The sequence below is a fragment of the Pseudoxanthomonas winnipegensis genome (genome assembly GCF_030322905.1).
Taxonomy (GTDB): Bacteria; Pseudomonadota; Gammaproteobacteria; order Xanthomonadales; family Xanthomonadaceae; genus Pseudoxanthomonas_A; species Pseudoxanthomonas_A winnipegensis.
Genome location: NZ_CP095475.1, coordinates 108,819 through 128,669 on the forward strand (window position 1 = coordinate 108,819; position 19,851 = coordinate 128,669).

Annotated in this window: 20 protein-coding genes; 12 read left to right on the plus strand and 8 right to left on the minus strand. The window is 69.8% G+C overall.

The features are described from left to right. Positions 1-9: 9 nt before the first annotated feature. On the minus strand, positions 10-1,443 hold the full coding sequence (locus MWN52_RS00510) for a glycoside hydrolase family 30 protein (RefSeq protein ID WP_286576035.1): 1,434 nt from the start codon (positions 1,441-1,443) through the stop codon (positions 10-12). 257 nt (positions 1,444-1,700) lie between these two features. On the opposite strand from MWN52_RS00510, the gene MWN52_RS00515 reads away from it, so the two are divergent. From MWN52_RS00515 to MWN52_RS00530, 4 genes are all read left to right on the plus strand, one after another. Further along, positions 1,701-4,448, plus strand: coding sequence for a TonB-dependent receptor (locus tag MWN52_RS00515; protein WP_286576037.1), 2,748 nt, complete (start codon positions 1,701-1,703; stop codon positions 4,446-4,448). Between the two features lie 369 nt (positions 4,449-4,817). Next, positions 4,818-5,501, plus strand: coding sequence for a heavy metal response regulator transcription factor (locus MWN52_RS00520; RefSeq protein ID WP_130520616.1), 684 nt, complete (start codon positions 4,818-4,820; stop codon positions 5,499-5,501). Then, the gene (locus MWN52_RS00525; protein WP_286576039.1) at positions 5,498-6,943 is read left to right on the plus strand and encodes a heavy metal sensor histidine kinase; all 1,446 of its coding nucleotides are present in this window, start codon (positions 5,498-5,500) and stop codon (positions 6,941-6,943) included. The genes MWN52_RS00520 and MWN52_RS00525 overlap by 4 nt, the downstream gene beginning before the upstream one ends. A 66-nt stretch (positions 6,944-7,009) precedes the next feature. Next, positions 7,010-7,516 carry a hypothetical protein gene (locus MWN52_RS00530; protein WP_286576040.1) on the plus strand — a complete coding sequence of 169 codons (507 nt, stop codon included), beginning with the start codon at positions 7,010-7,012 and terminating at the stop codon, positions 7,514-7,516. A 230-nt stretch (positions 7,517-7,746) separates the two neighbouring features. Here the strand turns inward: MWN52_RS00530 and MWN52_RS00535 are convergent, their stop codons facing one another. Next, positions 7,747-8,661, minus strand: coding sequence for a LysR family transcriptional regulator (locus tag MWN52_RS00535; RefSeq protein WP_130524060.1), 915 nt, complete (start codon positions 8,659-8,661; stop codon positions 7,747-7,749). Positions 8,662-8,761: 100 nt separating this feature from the next. Between MWN52_RS00535 and MWN52_RS00540 the strand changes: the two genes are divergently transcribed. The 6 genes from MWN52_RS00540 (at position 8,762) to MWN52_RS00565 (ending at position 13,697) form a co-directional block, all read left to right on the plus strand. Continuing rightward, positions 8,762-9,772, plus strand: coding sequence for a zinc-binding alcohol dehydrogenase family protein (locus MWN52_RS00540; protein ID WP_286576041.1), 1,011 nt, complete (start codon positions 8,762-8,764; stop codon positions 9,770-9,772). Positions 9,773-9,872: 100 nt separating this feature from the next. Next, on the plus strand, positions 9,873-10,370 hold the full coding sequence (locus tag MWN52_RS00545) for a hypothetical protein (RefSeq protein WP_286576042.1): 498 nt from the start codon (positions 9,873-9,875) through the stop codon (positions 10,368-10,370). Between the two features lie 53 nt (positions 10,371-10,423). Further along, positions 10,424-12,010, plus strand: a complete 1,587-nt coding sequence (locus MWN52_RS00550) for a DNA recombination protein RmuC (RefSeq protein WP_286576043.1) — start codon at positions 10,424-10,426, stop codon at positions 12,008-12,010. Between the two features lie 436 nt (positions 12,011-12,446). Further along, positions 12,447-12,728, plus strand: coding sequence for a hypothetical protein (locus tag MWN52_RS00555; protein ID WP_130520525.1), 282 nt, complete (start codon positions 12,447-12,449; stop codon positions 12,726-12,728). Positions 12,729-12,789: 61 nt separating this feature from the next. Next, the gene (locus MWN52_RS00560) at positions 12,790-13,119 is read left to right on the plus strand and encodes a hypothetical protein (protein WP_286576045.1); all 330 of its coding nucleotides are present in this window, start codon (positions 12,790-12,792) and stop codon (positions 13,117-13,119) included. 35 nt (positions 13,120-13,154) lie between these two features. Then, positions 13,155-13,697 carry a glutathione peroxidase gene (locus tag MWN52_RS00565; RefSeq protein ID WP_286576047.1) on the plus strand — a complete coding sequence of 181 codons (543 nt, stop codon included), beginning with the start codon at positions 13,155-13,157 and terminating at the stop codon, positions 13,695-13,697. Between the two features lie 72 nt (positions 13,698-13,769). On the opposite strand, the gene MWN52_RS00570 is transcribed toward MWN52_RS00565, so the two are convergent. From MWN52_RS00570 to MWN52_RS00595, 6 genes are read right to left on the minus strand one after another with little or no spacing between them, the layout of a single operon-like run. Then, entirely contained in the window at positions 13,770-14,792 is a 1,023-nt protein-coding gene (locus tag MWN52_RS00570; RefSeq protein ID WP_286576048.1) for an MlaA family lipoprotein, read from the minus strand. A 51-nt stretch (positions 14,793-14,843) separates the two neighbouring features. After that, a complete protein-coding gene (locus MWN52_RS00575) occupies positions 14,844-15,143 on the minus strand; it encodes an STAS domain-containing protein (RefSeq protein WP_130520532.1) in 300 nt (99 codons plus the stop codon). 7 nt (positions 15,144-15,150) lie between these two features. Continuing rightward, positions 15,151-15,816: an MlaC/ttg2D family ABC transporter substrate-binding protein gene (locus MWN52_RS00580; protein ID WP_130520533.1), complete on the minus strand. Its 666-nt coding sequence runs from the start codon at positions 15,814-15,816 to the stop codon at positions 15,151-15,153. After that, positions 15,813-16,349, minus strand: a complete 537-nt coding sequence (gene mlaD, locus MWN52_RS00585) for an outer membrane lipid asymmetry maintenance protein MlaD (RefSeq protein ID WP_130520535.1) — start codon at positions 16,347-16,349, stop codon at positions 15,813-15,815. Before mlaD ends, MWN52_RS00580 begins: the two co-directional genes overlap by 4 nt. 10 nt (positions 16,350-16,359) lie before the next feature. Then, positions 16,360-17,109, minus strand: coding sequence for an MlaE family lipid ABC transporter permease subunit (locus tag MWN52_RS00590; RefSeq protein WP_130520537.1), 750 nt, complete (start codon positions 17,107-17,109; stop codon positions 16,360-16,362). Between the two features lie 11 nt (positions 17,110-17,120). Then, positions 17,121-17,909 carry an ABC transporter ATP-binding protein gene (locus MWN52_RS00595; protein ID WP_286576049.1) on the minus strand — a complete coding sequence of 263 codons (789 nt, stop codon included), beginning with the start codon at positions 17,907-17,909 and terminating at the stop codon, positions 17,121-17,123. Positions 17,910-18,678: 769 nt separating this feature from the next. On the opposite strand from MWN52_RS00595, the gene MWN52_RS00600 reads away from it, so the two are divergent. After that, the gene (locus MWN52_RS00600; RefSeq protein WP_286576050.1) at positions 18,679-19,101 is read left to right on the plus strand and encodes a hypothetical protein; all 423 of its coding nucleotides are present in this window, start codon (positions 18,679-18,681) and stop codon (positions 19,099-19,101) included. 89 nt (positions 19,102-19,190) lie between these two features. Further along, positions 19,191-19,823 (plus strand): GyrI-like domain-containing protein, encoded by a 633-nt coding sequence (locus MWN52_RS00605; RefSeq protein WP_286576052.1) that lies wholly within the window; start codon positions 19,191-19,193, stop codon positions 19,821-19,823. Positions 19,824-19,851: the final 28 nt, after the last annotated feature.

A 19,851-nucleotide genomic window follows, 5' to 3' on the forward strand; every position in this document is an offset into this window, starting at 1 on the left:
GGACAGGCCCTAGCGCGCCGGCGCCCAGGTGAAGGTCGCCAGGGTGCGCGCGGGCAAGGTGGCGTGGAAGCCGACCGCGCCCTCGCGCACCGAGAACGTGCGCGGCGCCTGCGCACTGTTGGTGACCACCAGCACGCGTCCCCCGTCGGCGTTGACGAAGGCCACATTGTCCACGCCGTCCATCTCGCCGCTGGACTCCACGCGCCGCGCGCCGGGCCGCACGAAGCGGCTGGCATGGGCCAGCGCGTAGTACTCGTCGGTGCGGGTGACCGCGCCGCTGCGGGTGTCGACGTCGACCACGCCGCGGCAGGTGTCGCAGCCGCCCGCGTGCGGGCCGCCGTCCTGGTCCAGCACCAGGTTCCAGAACAGCACGCCGCGCGCGCCGTGGCGCACCGATTCGATGATCAGGCGGCGCGCCTGCAGGGTCAGGCCGCCGCTGCGCAGCGGCTCCCAGTCGCCGCCCGAACACTCGGTCAGGTAGACGTCCTTGTCGGGGAAGGCCTGCTGCACCCTGGACTGCGCGTCGGGCGTGCCGCCGTAGCAATGCCAGGCCACCGCGGCGATGTAGCGGTTGGCCTTGGCATCGCGCAGCACGGCCAGCGGTTCCTCGGGCTTGTCCCAGTTGTGGTCCCAGTCGAACAGCAGCGGCGCCGCCTGGCCGCGCGCCGCCAGCAGCGGGCCGAGGTGCTCGCCGATGAAGCGCGCCCGCGCCGGCGCGTTGAGGCGCATGCCGGGATAGTCCTTGGGCTCGAAGTCCGGCTCGTTCTGCACGGTCAGCGCCCAGATCGGGATGCCTTGCTGTGCGTAGGCGTCGACATAGCGCAGCAGATAGCGGGCGAACGCGTCGTAGGCCGCCTGGTCGAGCGTGCCGCGCACCAGGCTGCGGTTGGACTTCATCCACGCCGGCGCGCTCCACGGCGAGGCCATGACCTTGAGCTGCGGATTGATCGCCAGCGCCGCGCGCGTCACCGGCACTACATCGCCCAGATTGGGCGCGATGGAGAAGTGCGCCAGCTGCGGATCGGGCGCATCGTCCGGCGTGTCGTCCAGCGAATAATGATGGCGCGAGAAATCCGAGGCGCCGATGGTCAGCCGGGTGAAGCCCAGGCCCAGCCCGTCGTCCTGGCGGCCGAACAGCTCGCGCAGCAGCGCCTCGCGCGCGGGCGCCGGCAGCTGCTGCAGCACCTGCGCGGAGGCATCGGTGATCGAGGCACCGAAGCCGACCATCGCCTGGCGCGGCGCATCGGCCTGGACCTCGATCGCGATCGGCAGCGCCACCGGCGCGCCCAGCGCGATGGGCGCCATCGGCGCCAGCGCCTGGCGGTGATCGTGCGTGGTCAGCCACGCCTGTACCTGTAGCGGCGCCGGCTCCGACGCAGTGGCGCACAGGGCGAAGGCGAGGAACAGGCCGGGCAGGCCTGCGCGAAACGACTGCCGGTTCATGCCGCGTGGCCTCATCGACGGCCCCACAACCTGCCTCAAGCCTGCGCCAATGACATGCTGCGCCGCGCAAGATCCGCATCGCGCGGCGTGTGTCGGCGGCGTTCTGGCGTGGCGCACGTGCAATCGATTGCTTCAAGGCGTGCAATCGATTGACACGCTTTGGCAGATGGCCGTATCACGGCGCCTGTCAGACGCCTGGGAGGGCAATGAAGATGACGTCCACTCCATCACGGGGGCCGTGCGCCTCCGCCCGTCGCATGCCCGTCGTTCGCCGTCTGGCCAGCGCCTGTTGCCTGGCGCTGCTGGCGCTGCAGGCGCAGGCCCAGCAGACCGATCCGGCCCCTGCAAGCCAGACGCAGGACGCCAAGACCCTGGACAGCGTCAAGGTCACCGGCATCCGCGCGGCCATCGCCAACGCGGTGGAGAAGAAGGCCGAAGCGACCTCGATCGTGGAGACCATCTCGGCCGAGGACCTGGGCAAGCTGCCCGATGTGTCCATCGCCGATTCGCTCTCGCGCCTGCCCGGCCTGGCCACCCAGCGCGTGGACGGCCGCGCGCAGGTGATCAACATCCGCGGCATGTCCGAGCAGTTCGCCGGCACCCTGCTCAACGGGCGCGAACAGGTCAGCACCGGCGACAGCCGCGGCGTGGAATTCGACCAGTACCCGTCCGAGCTGATCAACGCGGTCACCGTCTACAAGACCCCGGACGCGGCGCTGATCGGCCAGGGCCTGTCCGGCACGGTCGACCTGCAGACCATCCGCCCGCTGGACCTGTCCGAGCGCCGCATCGTGTTCGGCGGGCAGGGCGAGTACAACTCGCTGGGCAAGCTCAGCGACGATGGCAAGGAGCGCGGCTATCGCGCCAGCGCCTCGTACGTGGACCAGTTCGCGGGCGACACCATGGGCGTGGCCCTGGGCGTGGCGCGGCTCAACTCGCCCTTCCAGGAGCAGCACTACAAGTCGTGGTGGTGGGCGGACCTGGACGGCGTGGACTGGGGCGATCCGCCGCAGGCCGGGCGCCCGGCCAACGCGATCACGCTGGAAGGCGCCGAGGGCTGGATCAAGTCGCGCGACCTGCAGCGCGATGGCGTGATGGGCGTGTTCGAGTTCAAGCCCAACGACCGCTTCCACTCGATCCTGGACCTGTACTACTCCAAGTTCGACCAGGACGAGGTGATGCACGGGACGATGTGGAACAACGACCCGTGGTTCGTCGGCGAGAACGGGCAGGGCGTGAGCTTCTCCAACGCCGCCACCACCGACAAGGACGGCCGTCCGGTGGTGACCAGCGGCACCTTGAACAACGTGCAGCCGCTGGTGCGCAACGACAGCAACCGGCGCCAGGACAAGCTGTTCTCGGTCGGCTGGAACAACGTCTTCAAGCTCGGCCAGGCCAGCACGCTCACCGCCGACCTGAGCTATTCGCGCGCCAAGCGCGACCAGTCCGCGCTGGAGCTGTACGCCGGGCGCCTGGACGGCCAGTCGATCGACTTCGACCTGAAGACCTCGCCGGGCTATTCGCAGTTCGCCCTGCCGGACATGGCCGATCCCAATGCCGTCTATCTGTGGGATCCACAGCACTACAACCACGACGGGCGCCTGGAGAACTCGCGGCAGAAGGACACCATCAAGGCCGGCCGCTTCAACTTCAATCATGAGCTGGACAACGCCGTGGTGCGCAGCGTCGATGTCGGCGTCAACCTCAACAAGCGCACCAAGGAGAAGTCGGCCGAGGTGTACTTCGCCTTCCTGCCGGGCGAGGTGCCGCAGCGGGTCGATCCTTCGCTGCTGGACGCGCCGGTGTCGCTGGACTTCACCGGCATGGGCAACGTGCTGGCGTTCAACCCGTGGGCGCTGATGGACCGCTACTACGACGTGGTGCTGAGCGAATCCAATGACGACCAGCGCAAGGACTTCACCGTCGAGGAAAAGGTCAACACCTACTACGTGCGCGCCAACCTCGACATGGACCTGACCGACCGCATCCGCGTGCGCGGCAACGCCGGCATGCAGTACATCACCACCGACCAGTCCTCCACCGGCTTCAACGCCTCCAACACCTCGCAGATCACGCCGCTGACGCTGGGCACGCAGTACAGCGACTTCCTGCCCAGCGTGAACCTGATCTTCGACTTCGGCGAAGGCTGGCTGATCCGCGCCTCGGCGGCCAAGGTGATGATGCGCCCGCCGATCAATTACCTCAGCGCCGATGCCGGCGCCGGCGTGATCGACAGCGGCGCCGAGGCCGGCCGCTGGTCGGGCAGCGGCGGCAACCCGCGGCTGGAGCCGTACCGGGCGATGGCCTTCGACCTGTCCTTCGAGAAGTACTTCGGCGAGGGCAGTTACGTGGGCCTGGCGCTGTTCCGCAAGAACCTGCAGACCTACATCTACCGGCAGAACCTGACCTGGGACTTCAGCGGCTACACGCCCGATCCGGACGGCACCCAGCCGATCTCCAACATCGGCAACTTCAACACCTGGGCCAACGGCAAGGGCGGCTACATGCGTGGCGCCGAGCTGTCCACCGCGCTGTCGGGCGGGCTGATCAGCGATGCGCTGTCCGGCTTCGGCACTCAGCTCAACATCAGCTACACCGCCTCCTCGATCGATCCGGACCCCAACGACAACACCCCCGGCACCGACACCATCCCGGGGCTGTCCAAGATCGTGGCCAACGCCACGGTGTACTACGAGCAGCACGGCTTCTCGGCGCGGCTGAGCCAGCGCTACCGCGACGGCTATCGCGGCGAGTACAGCGCCCTGTTCGGCCAGCGCCAGTACCGCAACACGCTCAGCGAGCGCACGCTGGACTTCCAGCTCAGCTACGCCTTCCCCAAGGGCAGCGCGCTGGAGGGCCTGACCCTGATCGGGCAGGTCAACAACCTGACCGACGAGCCGTTCCGCACCGAGGTCAGCGAGAGCACCGGCACCGGGCTGTTCTTCCCCGAGGAGTACACCAAGTACGGTCGCCAGTACCTGCTCGGCTTCCGCTACGAGCTGTAGAGCGGAGCTTGCTCCGCTGTGGCTTCCCCAACGGTCCGGCCGATGTAGAGCGGAGCTTGCTCCGCTGCGGCTTCCCCAACGGTCCGGCCGATGTAGAGCGGAGCTTGCTCCGCTGCGGCTTCCCCAATGATCCAGCTGCCATAGAGCGGAGCTTGCTCCGCCGGGCCTTCCCAACGATCCGGCCGAAGTGCAGCGGAGCAAGCTCCGCTCTACCGGGGCGGCGGCGCGGTTCATGCAACACTGCTTGAATCGCTGACAGAATCGTCAGCGTGCTGTCAGGAAGGCGTTGGGACCCGGTGGACACACTGGGTCCGTACCTTTCGACAGGACCGCCGCATGAGCATCGCTCCCGCCACCTACCACGACGCCATGAAACTGCTGATCATCGAGGACGAGCCCAAGACCGCCGGCTACCTGACCCGGGGCCTGGGCGAGCAGGGCTACAGCGTTGACCATGCCGCCAACGGCGTGGACGGCCTGCACCTGGCCCTGACCGGCGACTACGACGCCATCGTGCTGGACGTGATGCTGCCGGGCATGGACGGGCTGCAGGTGATGCAGTCCCTGCGCGCCCAGCGCGACACGCCGGTGATCATGCTCACCGCGCGCGATCAGGTCGACGACCGTCTGCGCGGCCTGGGCGCGGGCGCCGACGACTACCTGATCAAGCCGTTCTCCTTCCTCGAACTGCTCGCCCGCGTGCAGGCCATCACCCGCCGCGGCCGCGCCCACGAGTCCACCCAGATCCAGGTCGGCGACCTGCACATCGATCTGCTCGCCCGCCGCGCCACCCGCCGCGGCCGCCGCCTGAACCTGTCGGCCAAGGAGTTCGCGCTGCTGGCCGCGCTGGCGCGCCGCCGCTCGCAGATCCTGTCCAAGACCGTGATCACCGAGACGGTGTGGGACATCAACTTCGACACCAACACCAACGTGGTGGAAGTGGCGATCAAGCGCCTGCGCGCCAAGCTGGAGTATCCGGGCGAGACCAAGCTGCTGCACACCGTGCGCGGCATGGGCTACGTGCTGGAGCAGCGCGAGGGCGAAGTGGCATGACCACCCGCTCCATCGCGGCGCGGCTGGCTCTGATGTTCGGGCTGGCGGCCACGGTGGTGCTGGCGGTGCTGGCCGTCTCGCTGTTCCTGTTCCAGTCCTACGAGCTGCAGCGCAACCAGCGCGAGCAGCTCAGCGCGCGGCTGATGCTGGTCGAGCGCCTGGCCCAGCGCGCCAACGACGCCGAGCACTGGTCGTACTTCCGCGAGAAGCTGGCCGACTTCACGCCCGAGGACGGCAGCCTGTACTTCCTGGCCGACAGCGCGGACGCGCGCTTCCGCGTAGGCAACGGCTTCCTGGACCGGGCCAGCTTCGATGCGCATGGCGAGGGCTTCGGCAGCGCCTCGCTGCCCAACGGCCAGCGCTACATTACCCTGACCCACGCCCTGCCGGCGATGGGCGAGCGCCCGGCGGTGCAGCTGATGGTCGCCGCCGGCCGGCGCGACGTGGAGGCGGCCGAGTGGCTGCAGGCCGTGGGCATCGTCGTGCTGTGCGTGGTCGCCATCGGCGCGGTGTCCGGGCTGGGCTGGTGGATCGCCCGGCGCGGCCTGGCGCCGGTGGACCGGCTGAGCGAACACGCCCGCCGCCTCGACGTGCGCGACGTGACCCTGCGCCTGCCCGCCAACGATCTGCCGACCGAGCTGGACGGCCTGGTGGTCTCGCTCAACGAGGCCCTGACCCGGCTGCAGCGCGCCTACGAGCAGCTCAATGCCTTCAACGCCGACGTGGCCCACGAACTGCGCACGCCGCTGGGCAACCTGATCGGCGAGACCCAAGTGACGCTCTCGCGCGCCCGCACGACCGAGGAGATGGAGGGCACCCTGCAGTCCAACCTGGAGGAGCTCGAGCGCCTGCGCAACATCGTCAACTCGATGCTGTTCCTGGCCCGCGCCGACCGCGGCGAGACCGCGCGCGACCTGGTCGAGGTCTCGCTCAACGAGGCCACCACGCACGCGGCCGAGTTCATGGAAATGCTGATGGAAGACGCCGGCCTGGAGCTGCGCATCCGGGGCGATGCGCGCGCCTGCGTGGAGCAGTCGCTGTACGCGCGCGCCATCACCAACCTGCTGGACAACGCGCTGCGCCATGGCGCGGCCGGCAGCGCGGTGGACGTGGACATCGCCGAGGGGCCGGACGCGGTGACGGTGACCGTGCGCAACCAAGCCGCGCCGATTCCGCCGGAGAAGCTGGCGCACCTGTTCGACCGCTTCTACCGCGCCGATCCCTCGCGCACCGGCAGCGACCAGAGCCACGGCCTAGGCCTGGCCATCGTCAAGGCGGTGGCCCAGCTGCATGGCGGCAGCGTGTTCGCGCAGTCGCGCGGGGGCGAGGTCGCCATCGGTCTGCGCCTGCCGCGGGTCACCCCGGCACAGTCGCTGGCTCGCGTCGACAAGCCCGGCCGCGCCGGGCGCGAACCCGCGCAGCTGCCGCAGCCCTCGCACTGACCGACGCGTTTACAGTGCACGGGTCGGCCCCCGGGGCCGCCGTGCCGAAGGACCGCGTCGCCCGCCATGCTCGTCCCCCTGCTGTCCACCCTCCTGGCCGCCGCCGCGGCCACCGCGCCGACCGCGCGCGCCGTCACCGTGCAGACGCAGGTGCCGGCCCACTGCCTGGCCCTGTACCAGGACGCGCCGCACGGCAGCCATCTGCTGGTCTCGGCCGACACGTTGCAGGCGCTGGCCGAGGAGCGCGGCGACGGCCTGCCGCTGGATGCGCGCATGGTGCGGATCATGGGCAAGCGCGCCAAGGCGGTGCTGGCCGCGGCCAAGGATCAGCCGGCCGATGCGCAGGGCTGCCAGCCGGTGTCGCTGGCGCCGCTGCACGATGCCGGCTACGTGGCGATCCCGCTGATCGAGGCCGGCCGCGTGGCGGTGTGGTCGGCGCAGTCGAATGCGCTGGCGGCCACGCTGCGCATCCGCCAGGACAGCTGCGGCCTGGACGCCCCGGCCGGCGGCTTCAGCGCCACCATCGACGGCGAGTCCACCGCTTTCTTCGCGATGATCACCTGCGTGACCTGACCGCCAGCCGCGAGTGATTCGTGGGAGCAGCTGTCTCCTCCAATCGCCTCGCGCCCACCTTGTAGAGCGGAGCTTGCTCCGCTGCTCTTCGTTCGGTTCGTGGGGAAGGCCCCAGCGGAGCAAGCTCCGCTCTACAGGTGGGGGCGCTTTGGGCCGATGGCGGCGAGGGAATTGAAGGGCGAAGCCTCATCGACGGCGTGGCGGCTCCCACGGAGCGCTTCGTCAACCCCCTAAGGTTGCAATCGGTCCGTTCCGGCCAGCGCCTGCAGGCGCTGCGCCAGCAGCGCGTGCAGCTGGCGCACGGCGGGCGAGAACTGGCGCCGGTGCGGGCACACAAGCAGGATCGGGAAGGGTTCGCCGAACTGCGGCAGCAGCCACTCCAGCCGGCCGGCGGCGATGTCGCGGTGCACGTCCAGCCACGACTTGTAGGCGATGCCGTGCCCGGCCAGCGCCCACTGCCGGGTCACATCGGCATTGTTGCTGAGCAGCTGGCCGCGCACCTGCACCACCTGGCGCTGGCCGTCCACCTCGAAGTTCCAGCGGTCGTAGGCGCGACCGCCGAGCATGTACAGCACCGCCTCGTGCTCGCGCAGGTCCTCCAGGCGTTCGGGCCGTCCCCGCTGGGCGAGGTAGCGCGGTGAGGCGACCAGCACGTGGCGGTTGTCGGGCAGCAGCGGCAGGGTCACGTAGCGCGCGTCGTCGAAGCGCCCCTGCCGCACCGCCGCGTCCACCGGCTCGCGGAACACGTCGGTGACCTGGTCGGACAGCAGCAGCTGCACGCTCAGCCTGGGGTGGGCGGCGTGGAAGTCGTCCAGCCACGGCAGCAGGATGTTGCGGCCCAGGTCGGAGGGCGCGGCCAGGCGCAGGGTGCCGGACAGCGGCGCATCGTCGCCGCGCAGGCGTTCGCGGCCCTGGCGCAGGGTGTCGAGCACCTCGCGCGCGGTCTCCAGGTACTGCTCGCCCTCGGCGGTCAGGCGCAGGGCGCGGGTGGTGCGCACGAACAGGCGCAGGTCCAGCTCGCGCTCCAGCCGCTTGATCGCCGCGCTGGCCTGGCCGGGCAGCAGGCCGGCCTCGCGCGCGGCCGCCGAAAAGCTGCCCAGCGCCGCGGTGCGCACGAACAGGGCCAGGTCCTCGAGCCGGATCATTTGCGCTCCTGGAGTGAAAGTGATGCTCGATTCTGCCGGTTAACATGGCAAAACGCGCGGAGGAAGATGGGCGCCTGTCCCCACCTCACGGAGCTTCCCCATGAAAGCCGTCGCCTATCTCCAGGCTGGTCTGCCCATCGACGACCCGGCCGCGCTGGTCGATGTCGACCTGCCCCAGCCCGTGCCGGGCCCGCGCGACCTGCTGGTCAAGGTCCACGCCGTCTCGGTCAACCCGGTCGACACCAAGGTGCGCCATCGCGCGCAGGTGACCGAGCCGCGCGTGCTCGGCTGGGATGCGGTCGGCACGGTCGAGGCGGTGGGCGAGGCGGTGACCCTGTTCAAGCCGGGCGAGGTCGTCTACTACGCCGGGTCGATCAACCGCCCGGGCAGCAATGCGCAATACCAGCTGGTGGACGAGCGCATCGTCGCGCGCAAGCCGGCCAGCCTGGACGACGCCCAGGCCGCGGCGCTGCCGCTGACCGCCATCACCGCCTGGGAGCTGCTGTTCGACCGCTTGCGCATCCCCGAGGGCCAGGGCGAGGGCCAGGTGCTGCTGGTCACCGGCGCGGCCGGCGGCGTGGGCTCGATCCTGGTGCAGCTGGCGCGCAAGCTGACCGCGCTGACCGTGGTCGGCACCGCCTCGCGCCCCGAGACCCAGGCCTGGGTACGCGAACTGGGCGCGCATCACGTGATCGACCACAGCCAGCCGCTGGCTCCGCAGCTGCAGGCGCTGGGCATCGAACAGGTCCAGCACGTGGCCAGCCTCACCCACACCGGCAGCTACTACAGCCAGTTCATCGAGCTGCTGGCGCCGCAGGGCCAGCTGGCGCTGATCGACGACCTACCCTCGCTGGATGCGATGCCGCTCAAGCCCAAGAGCATTTCGCTGCACTGGGAATCGATGTTCACCCGCTCGGTGTTCCAGACCCCGGACATGCAGGCCCAGCACGACCTGCTCACCCGCGTGGCCGCGCTGATCGACGCCGGCACCCTGCGCACCACCTTCGGCGAGCACTACGGGACAATCAACGCCGCCAACCTGCGTCGTGCGCACGCGCTGATCGAGAGCGGCAAGGCCAAGGGCAAGCTGGTGCTGGAAGGCTTCGACTGAGCTCGGCCGCGTCCAAGTCTGGCGCGGCGCTTCGGCCCGCGCCTGCCGTGCGCGGTGCGCGCGCGGCATACTCGCGGCCCACACAGGGAGCGAGTCGCCATTGGACGCGCCAGCGCCACACACCGCACAGCACTACCGCGCCACACCGGCCGCACGCATCGGCGCGGGCGTGCTGGCGGCGCTGCTGCTGGCGCTGAGCGCGGCCGGGCTGCGCGGCGGCAGCCTCGGGCTGGCGCTCTTCGCGCTGGTGCCGGCAGCGCTGCTGGTCGCCGGGGTGTGGCGGCTGCGGCTCACGCTCGAGGCCGGCTCGCTAGAGGTCCGCACTCTGTTCGGCGTGCGTCGCATCGCGCTGGCGCGGGTCGCGCGCGCCTGGCTGTCCGCGCCGCGCGGCCTGTGGTCCTACGGCCGCGCCGTGCCCATGCTCGGGCTCACACCGCGCCAGGGGCCGCCGCTGGTGATCGGCCTGCAGGCCTTGCCGTCGGCGGCGCTGGTCGAGCTGGGCCGCCGCCTGGCGCCCTACGGCGTGCGCATCGAAGTGGCCGACACACCCGCCGCGCGCCGCCTGGCGCGCCGCATCTGGCAGTTGCCCAGGCGCTGAAGCCGGGCACCCAGGCGCAATGCCTGAGACCCGCGGCCGATACACTGCGCGCCATGCAAGTCGACACTCTGATCCTGGGCGCGCTGATCGCCCTCGTCCTGCTCCTGCAGTTGGTCCTGCTGCTGCGCCGCGGCCAGCACGCCGCGCTCGAACACGCCCTGCGCGAGGAACAGCGCAACGGCCGCAGCGAACTGCGCGAACAGCTCGACGGCCTGGCCCGCCAGCAGGACGCGCGGCTGGACCTGTTCGCCCGCAACCTCACCGACCTGTCCACCCGCACCGACACGCGCCTGGACCAGCTGCGCGAGGCGCTGGGCGAGGACGCGCGCAAGGCCCGCGCCGAGGGCAGCGAGGCCCAGCAGCGCACCGCCGAACTGCTCGGCGCGCGCCTGCAGGACATGCGCACCCAGCTGGACGCCTTCGGCCATCAGCAGGAGGCGCGCATCGTCGCCTTCGGCCAGCAGCTGGCCGAGCTGATCGCGCGCAGCGACACGCACATGGCGACGCTGCGCGAGCAGCTGGCCGAGGACAGCCGCAAGGCACGCAGCGAAAGCGGCGAATCGCTGGGCCGCTTCAACGAGCAGCTCGGCCTGCGCCTGACCGAGCTGACCCAGCGCAACGAGACCCGCATCAGCGAGATGCGCGCCACGCTGGACCAGCAGCTGCAGCGCCTGCAGGCCGACAACGCCGCCAGGCTCGAGCAGATGCGCGTGACCGTGGACGAGAAGCTGCAGGGCACGCTCAACGAGCGCCTGGATGCGTCGTTCAAGCTGGTCTCCGAGCGGCTGGAGCAGGTGCAGCGCGGCCTGGGCGAGATGCAGCAGCTGGCCACCGGCGTGGGCGACCTCAAGCGCGTGCTGACCAACGTCAAGTCGCGCGGCGGCTGGGGCGAGGTGCAGCTGGAGAGCATCCTCGAACAGACCCTCACCGCCGAGCAGTACCAGCGCGGGGTCAAGCTGCGCGAGGACGGCAACGAGATGGTCGACTTCGCGGTGCGCCTGCCCGGGCGCGGCGCGCAGGATGCGCCGGTGTGGCTGCCGCTGGATTCCAAGTTCCCGCACGAGGACTACGAGAAGCTGCTCAACGCGCAGGAGGCCGGCGACGCCGAGGCCGTGCGCGCCACCGGCGCGCAGCTGGAACGCGCCATCCGCGTGCAGGCCCGCTCCATCTGCGAGAAGTACATCGTACCGCCGCGCACGACCGATTTCGCGGTGATGTTCCTGCCCACCGAAGGCCTGTACGCCGAAGTGATCCGCCGCCCGGGCCTGGTCGATCTGCTGCAGCGCGAGCATCGCGTGGTGATCGCCGGCCCGACCACGGTGACCGCGCTGCTCAACAGCCTGCAGATGGGCTTCCGCACCCTGGCCATCGAGCAGCGCTCCAGCGAGGTGTGGGCGCTGCTGGGCGCGGTGAAGGGCGAGTTCGGCAAGTTCGCCGGCATCCTGGAAAAGGCCGAGAAGCAGATCCACACCGTCGGCAAGAGCCTGGGCGATGCCAGCCGCAAGACCCGCACCATCGAGCGCAAGCTGCGCGGCGTGGAAACGCTGGTCGGCGCGCAATCGCAGGCGCTGCTGGGCGAGGACCTGATCGGCGATGCCGACGAGGGCGCCGCCGCGGGCGGCGAGGACGAGGAAGCCTGATCGCGCTGCTCGGTGTCTGGCGGCCCGTTCGCCGACACCTGCAGCCGTGCGCTCCTGCGACTGCAGCGACAGACGCGCTCGATTGCCGCCGCGCAGGCTCCGTCGCGTAAGACATCACTACCGTCGCTCCCGCGAAAGCGGGAACCCAGCGACTTCCTCCGCAAGCAGCAAAGACGCTGAATCGTCAGACATGCCTCTGCCGAAAAGTACCTCCCGCGTTCGCGGGAATGACCGACGCTTTGTGCGCGTGTCCAGTCTTGGAAGGCAGTTCGAAGTTCATAGCGAGTGCGCGTCCATCGCGCGGAGCGTGGCATCCGCGCCGTCATGAAGCGCTGCGTCTGTGCGGCCCCTCACGTTTCCGGAACGGCCGCGCGCGTAGGTTCCAGATCTGCGACTGGGTGCGACCGGCATGTGGCGCATACCAGGAGCTGGATCCATGGCGCAGTCGCAGGTGGCGATGTTCTCGTTCACCCTTGGCGGGAACAACAGCATCGGACCGGCCGAACTGCGTGAGCTCTGGGCCCGCGCCAGCGGCGTCAATGCCGTCCACGTGGGCCGGCGCCTTCAGCCCTACGGCGATGACCGTCCAACCTACACCTTGTATGGCCCGCAGAACCTGTGCGGCGTGCGCGAAGTCAGCCAGCGCCTGTGCGCCCTGCTCGAGGCCCGGCATCTGAATGCCAGGGTCGTCACGCTCTGCGGCATTGCCGGTGTCTGATCCCGCGCAAGCAGACCGTCACGAAGGTCCCGCCGTCCCACGTGCGTCGCAGGAGTCTTCGATGAACGACCAGGTCCGCCGCTACTACCGCTTCGTCCGCGCCAATACCAACACCGAGCGGATGATGCGCGAGGTCATCGGCTCGCTCGAGGAGTTGGGCCTGCTCGGCCATACCGTGTCCATCGGCGCCATCCACGGCCCGCCCTGCGTCGATGCGGCGGGCACCTGCACGCTGGTCGTCAGCGTGCGCGCCTACCCGGACTGGCTGCTGGCCGCCGCGCCGGTGCTCGACCGGCGAGGCCTGGTCGCCCGCGCGCGGGACGACGACGCGGGCGTTCACGTGCCTGCAGGGTTGGCGGAAGCGGGCGTCAACATTTCCAGCCTAGACTAGCGGCCCGTTCTCCCATCCAGCCCGAGTCCGCGCCGATGACCAGCCTGTACGACATTCCCCTCACCACCATCGATGGCCAGCCGGCCAAGCTCGGCGATTACCGCGGCAAGGTGCTGCTGGTGGTCAACGTCGCGTCCAAGTGCGGCCTGACGCCGCAGTACGCCGGCCTGGAGGCGCTGTATCGCGACAAGCACGAGGCCGGCCTGGAAGTGCTCGGCTTCCCGGCCAACAACTTCAAGGAGCAGGAGCCGGGCAGCGATGCGGAGATCGCCAGCTTCTGCAGCACCGAGTACGACGTGACCTTCCCGCTGTTCTCCAAGATCTCGGTGGCCGGCAACAGCGTGCATCCGCTTTACCAGGCGCTGGTCAACGCCCAGCCGGTGGCCCTCGGCGAAGGCCCGCTGCGCGAGAAGCTCAAGGGCCTGGACATCAAGGTCAACCCGGCGCCGGGCGTGCTGTGGAACTTCGAGAAGTTCCTGATCGGTCGCGACGGCCGCGTCGTGGCGCGCTTCTCGCCGGACGTGGCGGCCGACGACGCGCGCCTGCGCGAGGCCGTGGACGCCGCGCTGGCCGCCTGATCGCCAACGCCCTAGCGCAAACGAAGAAGGCCGCCTGCGAGGGCGGCCTTCTTCGTTGAGGCGCGCCTGAGATCAGCGCGCGTTGGGCATGATGGTGGGAATGGCGTCCATCGGCACGGTCGGATTGTCGTCGTCGTCGCGCAGATAGGCCGGCAGGTCGTCGTTGGCGTGACCCTTGCGGCGGCTACGCTCGCCTTCGTCGCTGATCTGGTAGTTGCGGCGCTGCAGCCAGCCGTCGCGGAACAGCGCGTACTCGTCCACCGCGCCTTCGCGGATCGAGTCCAGCGACATCAGCTGGGTACGCACGTCGACCAGCTGCAGGCCCTGCAGGAAGATGCGCGCCTTGTCGTTCTCCACGCGCTGCACCGGCGAGAGCGGCGCATCGCCGATCAGGCCGAAGGTGTCGCGCACGGTGCGCGGACCGAACAGCGGCAGCTCGAGATAGCGCGACTGGCGCCAGCCCCACACGCCCAGGGTCTGACCGAAGTCCTCGCTGGTGTTGGGCACCTGATCGCGCGTGGCCACATCGACCACGCCGCCGACGCCAGCGGTGGTGTTGATCAGGAACCGGCCCAGCGCGTCCCAGGCCTCGCCCGGCTTGCCCTGCAGCAGGCTGTTGACCACCGTCAGCGGCTGACCCAGGTTGTCGAAGAAGTTGTGCACGCCGTTGCGCACCGGGCGAGGGACCACCTTGATGTAGGCGGTGGCCAGCGGCTTGGCGACGTTGCGATCGACCACGTTGTTGAAGGCGTGGACCTTGCGGTTCCACTTCTCCCACGGGTCGTAGCTGGGCGGCGCGCCCTCGGCCGGCGGCGGCAGGGTGGGATCGGCGACCGGGTCGTAGATCGCGCTGTAGTCGTTCTCGGCGCTGGTCGGCGGCGCGCTCGTCGCCGTGCTGGGCGCGGCCGTGGTCGGCGCGGTCGCCTGGGCGGCCGGCGCTGCCGGCGGCGGTTCGACCGCGGGCGCGGCGGCGGCAGGAGACGGTGGCGGCACGGTGGCGCCGGCCGACGGCGCCGCCGGCTTGGTGGCGTTGGAGGCGCAGCCGACCAGCAGCAGGCCGGTCAGCAGCGGGGACAACAGATGCAAGGTCTTCATTCCTAAGATCCCTCTGGGGGGCGGACCGACGCTAATGTCGGTGCCGGGCAATCAAGCCGGCTGATAATCCAGCGCCGGTGTCAGGCGATACGCAGCGCACAGCTCGGCCAGGCCGGGCGCGGCGCCTTCCACGGTGACCGGGCCGCTGCCCGCGGCGCGCAGGCGCGCGGCCAGCGCGACCAGCAGCGCCAGGCCGGCGCTGTCCAGCGCCGACACGGCCGACACGTCCAGCCGCTGCGCGCCGTCCAGCGCGCGCTGCGCGGACGGCCACAGGGCCTGCGCGGCAGCCCGGTCCAGCGCCCCGCTGAAGACCAGGGCCGTGCCCTCGCGCCGGAGTGTCGCGGTGCTCATCGGCGGCTCAACGCTGGCCGGTGTCGCCGGAGGCCTGCATGCGGCCGGCGCGCAGGTCGGCGGTGACCTGGGCGATGGACTTCTGCCGCAGCGGACCGTCGAACTGGTTCTTGAAGGTCTGCACGTAGGAGATGCCTTCGATCATCACGTCGAAGATCTTCCACTGGCCGCCGACGTTGCGCATCAGGTAGTCCACCGGCACCGGGTCGCCGCTCTCGCGCAGCATCTCGCTGGACACGCGCACGCCCTTGCCGTTGGGCAGCGGGGTCTCGGACTTGATCCGCACGCGCAGGCGCGAGTTGAAGTCCAGCAGCGACTGGCCGTAGCGCGCGGTCAGGTTGTCGGCCAGCGCATCGGCGAAGCCGCTCACCTCGGCATCGGACGCGCCGCGGCCGTGCACGCCCAGCACCAGGCGCGCGGCGTAGTTGCCGTCGAAGGCGGTGTTGAACTCGGTCTTGATGAACGCCTTCAGCGCGGCCGGGTTGGCCTTGAACTCGGCGCGGCGCTGCTCCAGCGTGGTCAGCACGCGGGTGGACTGGCTCAACACCACCGCGCTGGCCGAGCCCTGCGCCGGCGCGGCGGCCGAAGCGGCGGAGGCCTGCGCCAGGACGGCGGTCGGTGCGGCGGCGGCCAGGACGGCGGCCAGGGCGAGGGTGATCGTGGAACGCTTCATGGGGTATCTCCCTTGGGGGCGGTCGCCGCCGGCGCAGGCGCCGGGCTGGCGGTGGAATCGTCGCCAGCCGGCTTGCCACCGCCGCTGAACATGTACTTGCCGACCAGCTGCAGCAGGTCCACTGCGGGCTGGGTGTAGGTGATCTCGTCGCCGGCCTTGAGCACGTCCGGGTCGCCGCCCGGCGACAGGCCGACGTAGTTCTCGCCCAGCAGGCCGCTGGTGAAGATGCCGGCCGCGGTGTCCGCCGGCAGGCCCTTGTACTGGCCGTCGATGCGCAGGGTCACCACCGAGTCGAAGGACTTGGGATCCAGCGCGATGCTGGCGACCTGGCCGACCACCACCCCGCCGATCTTCACCGGCGCCTGGACGCGCAGCTGGCCCAGGTTGGTGAAGCGGGCCTTGAGGTCGTAGCCGCCTCCGCCGAAGCCGAAGGAACGGTTGGTCGAGGCCAGCGCCAGCACCAGCAGCGAGGCCAGCGCCAGCAGCAGGAAGGCGCCGACGGCAAATTCGAGTCGTGGTCCGCGTGCGGCCATTAGAGGTCTCTCACTGAAACAACAGGGCGGAAAGGATGAAGTTGAGCATCAGCACCAGCAGCGAGCCGTTGACCACCGCGCGGGTGGTGGCAACCGAAGTGCCCTCGATGGTCGGCTCGGCGTTGAAGCCCACGTAGGCCGCGACCAGCGCCGCCACGCCGCCGAACACCGCCGACTTGAGCAGGGCCACGCCGAAGTCGTCCCAGAGATCCACGCTGCCCTGCAGCGCCGACCAGAACGTGCCGTTGTCCAGGCCCAGCACCTTGACCGCCTCGAACCAGCTGGCGCTGATCGCCAGCGAGCAGAAGAAGCCGGTCAGCAGCGGCACGGTCAGCACCGCCGCCCAGAAGCGCGGCGCCACCGCCTTGGCCACCGGATCGATGGCCATCAGCTCCAGCGCCTTGATCTGGTCGGTGGCGCGCATCAGGCCCAGCTCGGCGGCGATCGAGCTGCCGGCGCGGCCGATGAACAGCAGCGCGGTCAGCACCGGACCCAGTTCGCGGTACAGCGACAGGCCCAGCAGCGTGGACAGCGCGTCGGAGGCGCCGAAGGTGGTCAGCGTGCGATAGCCCTGCAGGGTCAGCACCAGGCCCACGAACGCACCGCCCACCGCGATGATCGGCAGCGAACGCGCGCCGATCTTGTAGATCTCTTTGGTCAGCTCGGCCCAGAAGTCGCGTGTCGGCACCGAGGCGCGCAGCACCGAGAGCGAGAACAGCCCGGCGGCGCCCAGCGAGCGGATGGAAGCGGCGAAGGCCATCGGCACGGGTCCTATGCGGCGCGCGCCGAGGCGGCGCTGTCGAAGGGGATGGGGCCATCGGGCGCGCCGCGCAGGAACTGGAGCACCAGCGGGTCCCCGCTGGCCTCCAGCTGCGCCGGCGTGCCGGAGAACACCAGCTTGCCGTTGGCGATCACCAGCGCCTGGTCGCAGACCGGCAGGGTCTCGTGCACGTGGTGGCTGACGATGACGCTGGTCAGCCCCAGCGAATGATTGAGCCGGCCGATCAGCGACATGATCACGCCCGAGGCGATCGGGTCCAGCCCGGTCAGCGGCTCGTCGTAGATCATCAGCGGCGGATCCAGCGCCAGCGCGCGGGCCAGCGCCACGCGCCGGGCCATGCCGCCGGACAGCTCGCGCGGATACAGCCCGCCGGTGGCACGCAGGCCGACCGCGTTGAGCTTCAGATCGACCAGCTGGTCGATCAGCTCGCCCGGCAGCGCGGTGTGCGTGCGCAGCGGCAGCGCCACGTTCTCGGCCACGGTCAGGTCGGTCAGCAGGCCATTGCCCTGCAGCAGCACGCCGAGGTTCTTGCGCAGCTCCAGCAGCGCGCGCGCACTGCGCGGGATCGGCTGGCCGAACAGCTCCACCGTGCCGGCCGCCGGCACCAGCTCACCGGTCAGCGCCGCCAGCAGCGTGGACTTGCCGCTGCCCGACGGGCCCAGCACGGCCGTGATGCTGCCCTGGGGCACCACCAGGTCCAGCCCGGACAGGATCGCGCGCCCGCCGCGATCCAGGCGGACCGCCTCGAACTTCGCAGCAGGGGAGGTGGAATGCGGCATGCGTGGGCAGGCGAGGCGAGAGGAGGGCGGAATGCGAAAAATCGGTTAAGCATGGCCTGCACGGACTGAATGCCACCATGACTGGACTGGCCAGTTCAGAAATTGTAGCCCGTCGGCGTCGATGCTTGCACGCCGGTCCGTTTCCGCTGTCGCAACGCTGCGTGACATCGGCGGTGTGGCGGTGGTTCTTTCGGGTGTGGCGGTGGTTCTTTCGCGTGTCAGTCGCTAGCCGCGACTTCCCGCTCCTGGCCCTGATCTGCCCCCTCCCTTTCGCCGCAGGCGAAGGGGAGGGTTGGGGTGGGGTGCTTTTGCTCTTGCTTCTGTGGCTTGCCCGGTAAAGCCCCAACCCCTCCCCATCCCTCCCCTGCGCTCCGCGCAAGGGAGGGGGCCGCAAGTCGACGACTTCCCACCCTGATCCTGATCTGCCCCCTCCCTTTCGCCGTAGGCGAAGGGGAGCTCGAAGTCGCGAACTAGCGGCTGAGGGGGTGGGGTGCTGTTGCTCTTGCTTCTGTGGCTTGCCCGGTAAAGCCCCAACCCCTCCCCATCCCTCCCCTGCGCTACGCGCAAGGGAGGGGGCTCGAGTGACCACGCAAACCGAAGCCTTGTGACTTGACCCGCGCGGTAGCGGACCATTGCCCGCCGGACCGCTGCCCATCCGAAGCCCCTCGCCTGGAGCCGCCATGGCGCACCTGCCCCGACACACCTATGCTTCGACGCAATCCCCGCGAGACGCCCGATCGTCTCTCCCAAAGAACGCGATTGGCACGACATGAAAGGCGCTGACGACGCGCAGGACCACGCGGAGATCGATGCGCTGATCGCCGCCTTCTATGGCGCGTTCGACAATCGCGGCGGACGGGCGATTCCGGCCGAGGCGCTGCGTGACATGTTCCTGCCCGAGGCCATCGTCACGCGGGTAGCCGGCAGCGGAACGGACACGATGACGGTCGACAGCTTCATCGCGCCCCGGGCGCGGATGCTGTCCGACGGCACGCTCACCGACTTCCACGAATGGGAGACGCACGCGCGGACACAGGTGCTGCGCGACATCGCCTGCCGCCATTCGACCTACGAGAAGCGCGGCCTCTACCAGGGCGCGCCCTACGACGGCGGCGGCGCCAAACTGTTCCAACTCGTGCGAACGCTCCGCGGCTGGCGGATCGCTTCCATCGCCTGGGAAGATGACCCGTGATGCGTGCGGGCACAGGAAGCCGCTTTCTCCAGGGCGATGTCGGCGGCAGCCATACGCCCGCAGGCCGGCTGATCCGGACGGACGCGTGAATGGACAAGCTCGATCTGAAGAAGCAGTTTCGCGACCTTTTCAATCCGCCGAAGCAGGACTTCGCCGAGATTGCGGTGCCGACCCTGACCTATGTGAAGGTCGATGGATCGGGCGACCCCAACACCGCGGCCGAGTACAGGACGGCGGTCGAATGGCTCTACGGCGTCAGCTATGCCATGAAGTTCGCGGCGAAGAACGGCCTGGGCCGCGACTATGTGGTGCCGCCGCTGGAAGCGCTCTGGTGGTCGGACGATCCCGGTGCCTTTGTCCGCCGCGAAAAGGATCGCTGGCAATGGACGGTCATGATCATGGTGCCGGACTTCGTCACCCGCTCCATGTTCGAGGATGCGGTAGCCAAAACCCTCGCCAAGAGGAGCGATCCTCCAGCCTCGCTGCGCCTCGAGCCCTACGCCGAGGGGCGGTCGCTGCAGATCCTGCACATCGGTCGCTACGATGACGAAGGCCCGGTGCTCAAGCACCTGCACGACACGGTGATGCCCGGACGTGGTGTCACCTTCAACGGTCCTCATCATGAGATCTATCTCAGCGATCCACGCAAAACCGAACCGACCAGGCTCAGGACCATCCTGAGACAACCGATCCGCGCAATCTCCGCAGAAATCCGGCGCTGAAACGCGCACGCCGCTCCTCCTGCGGCGG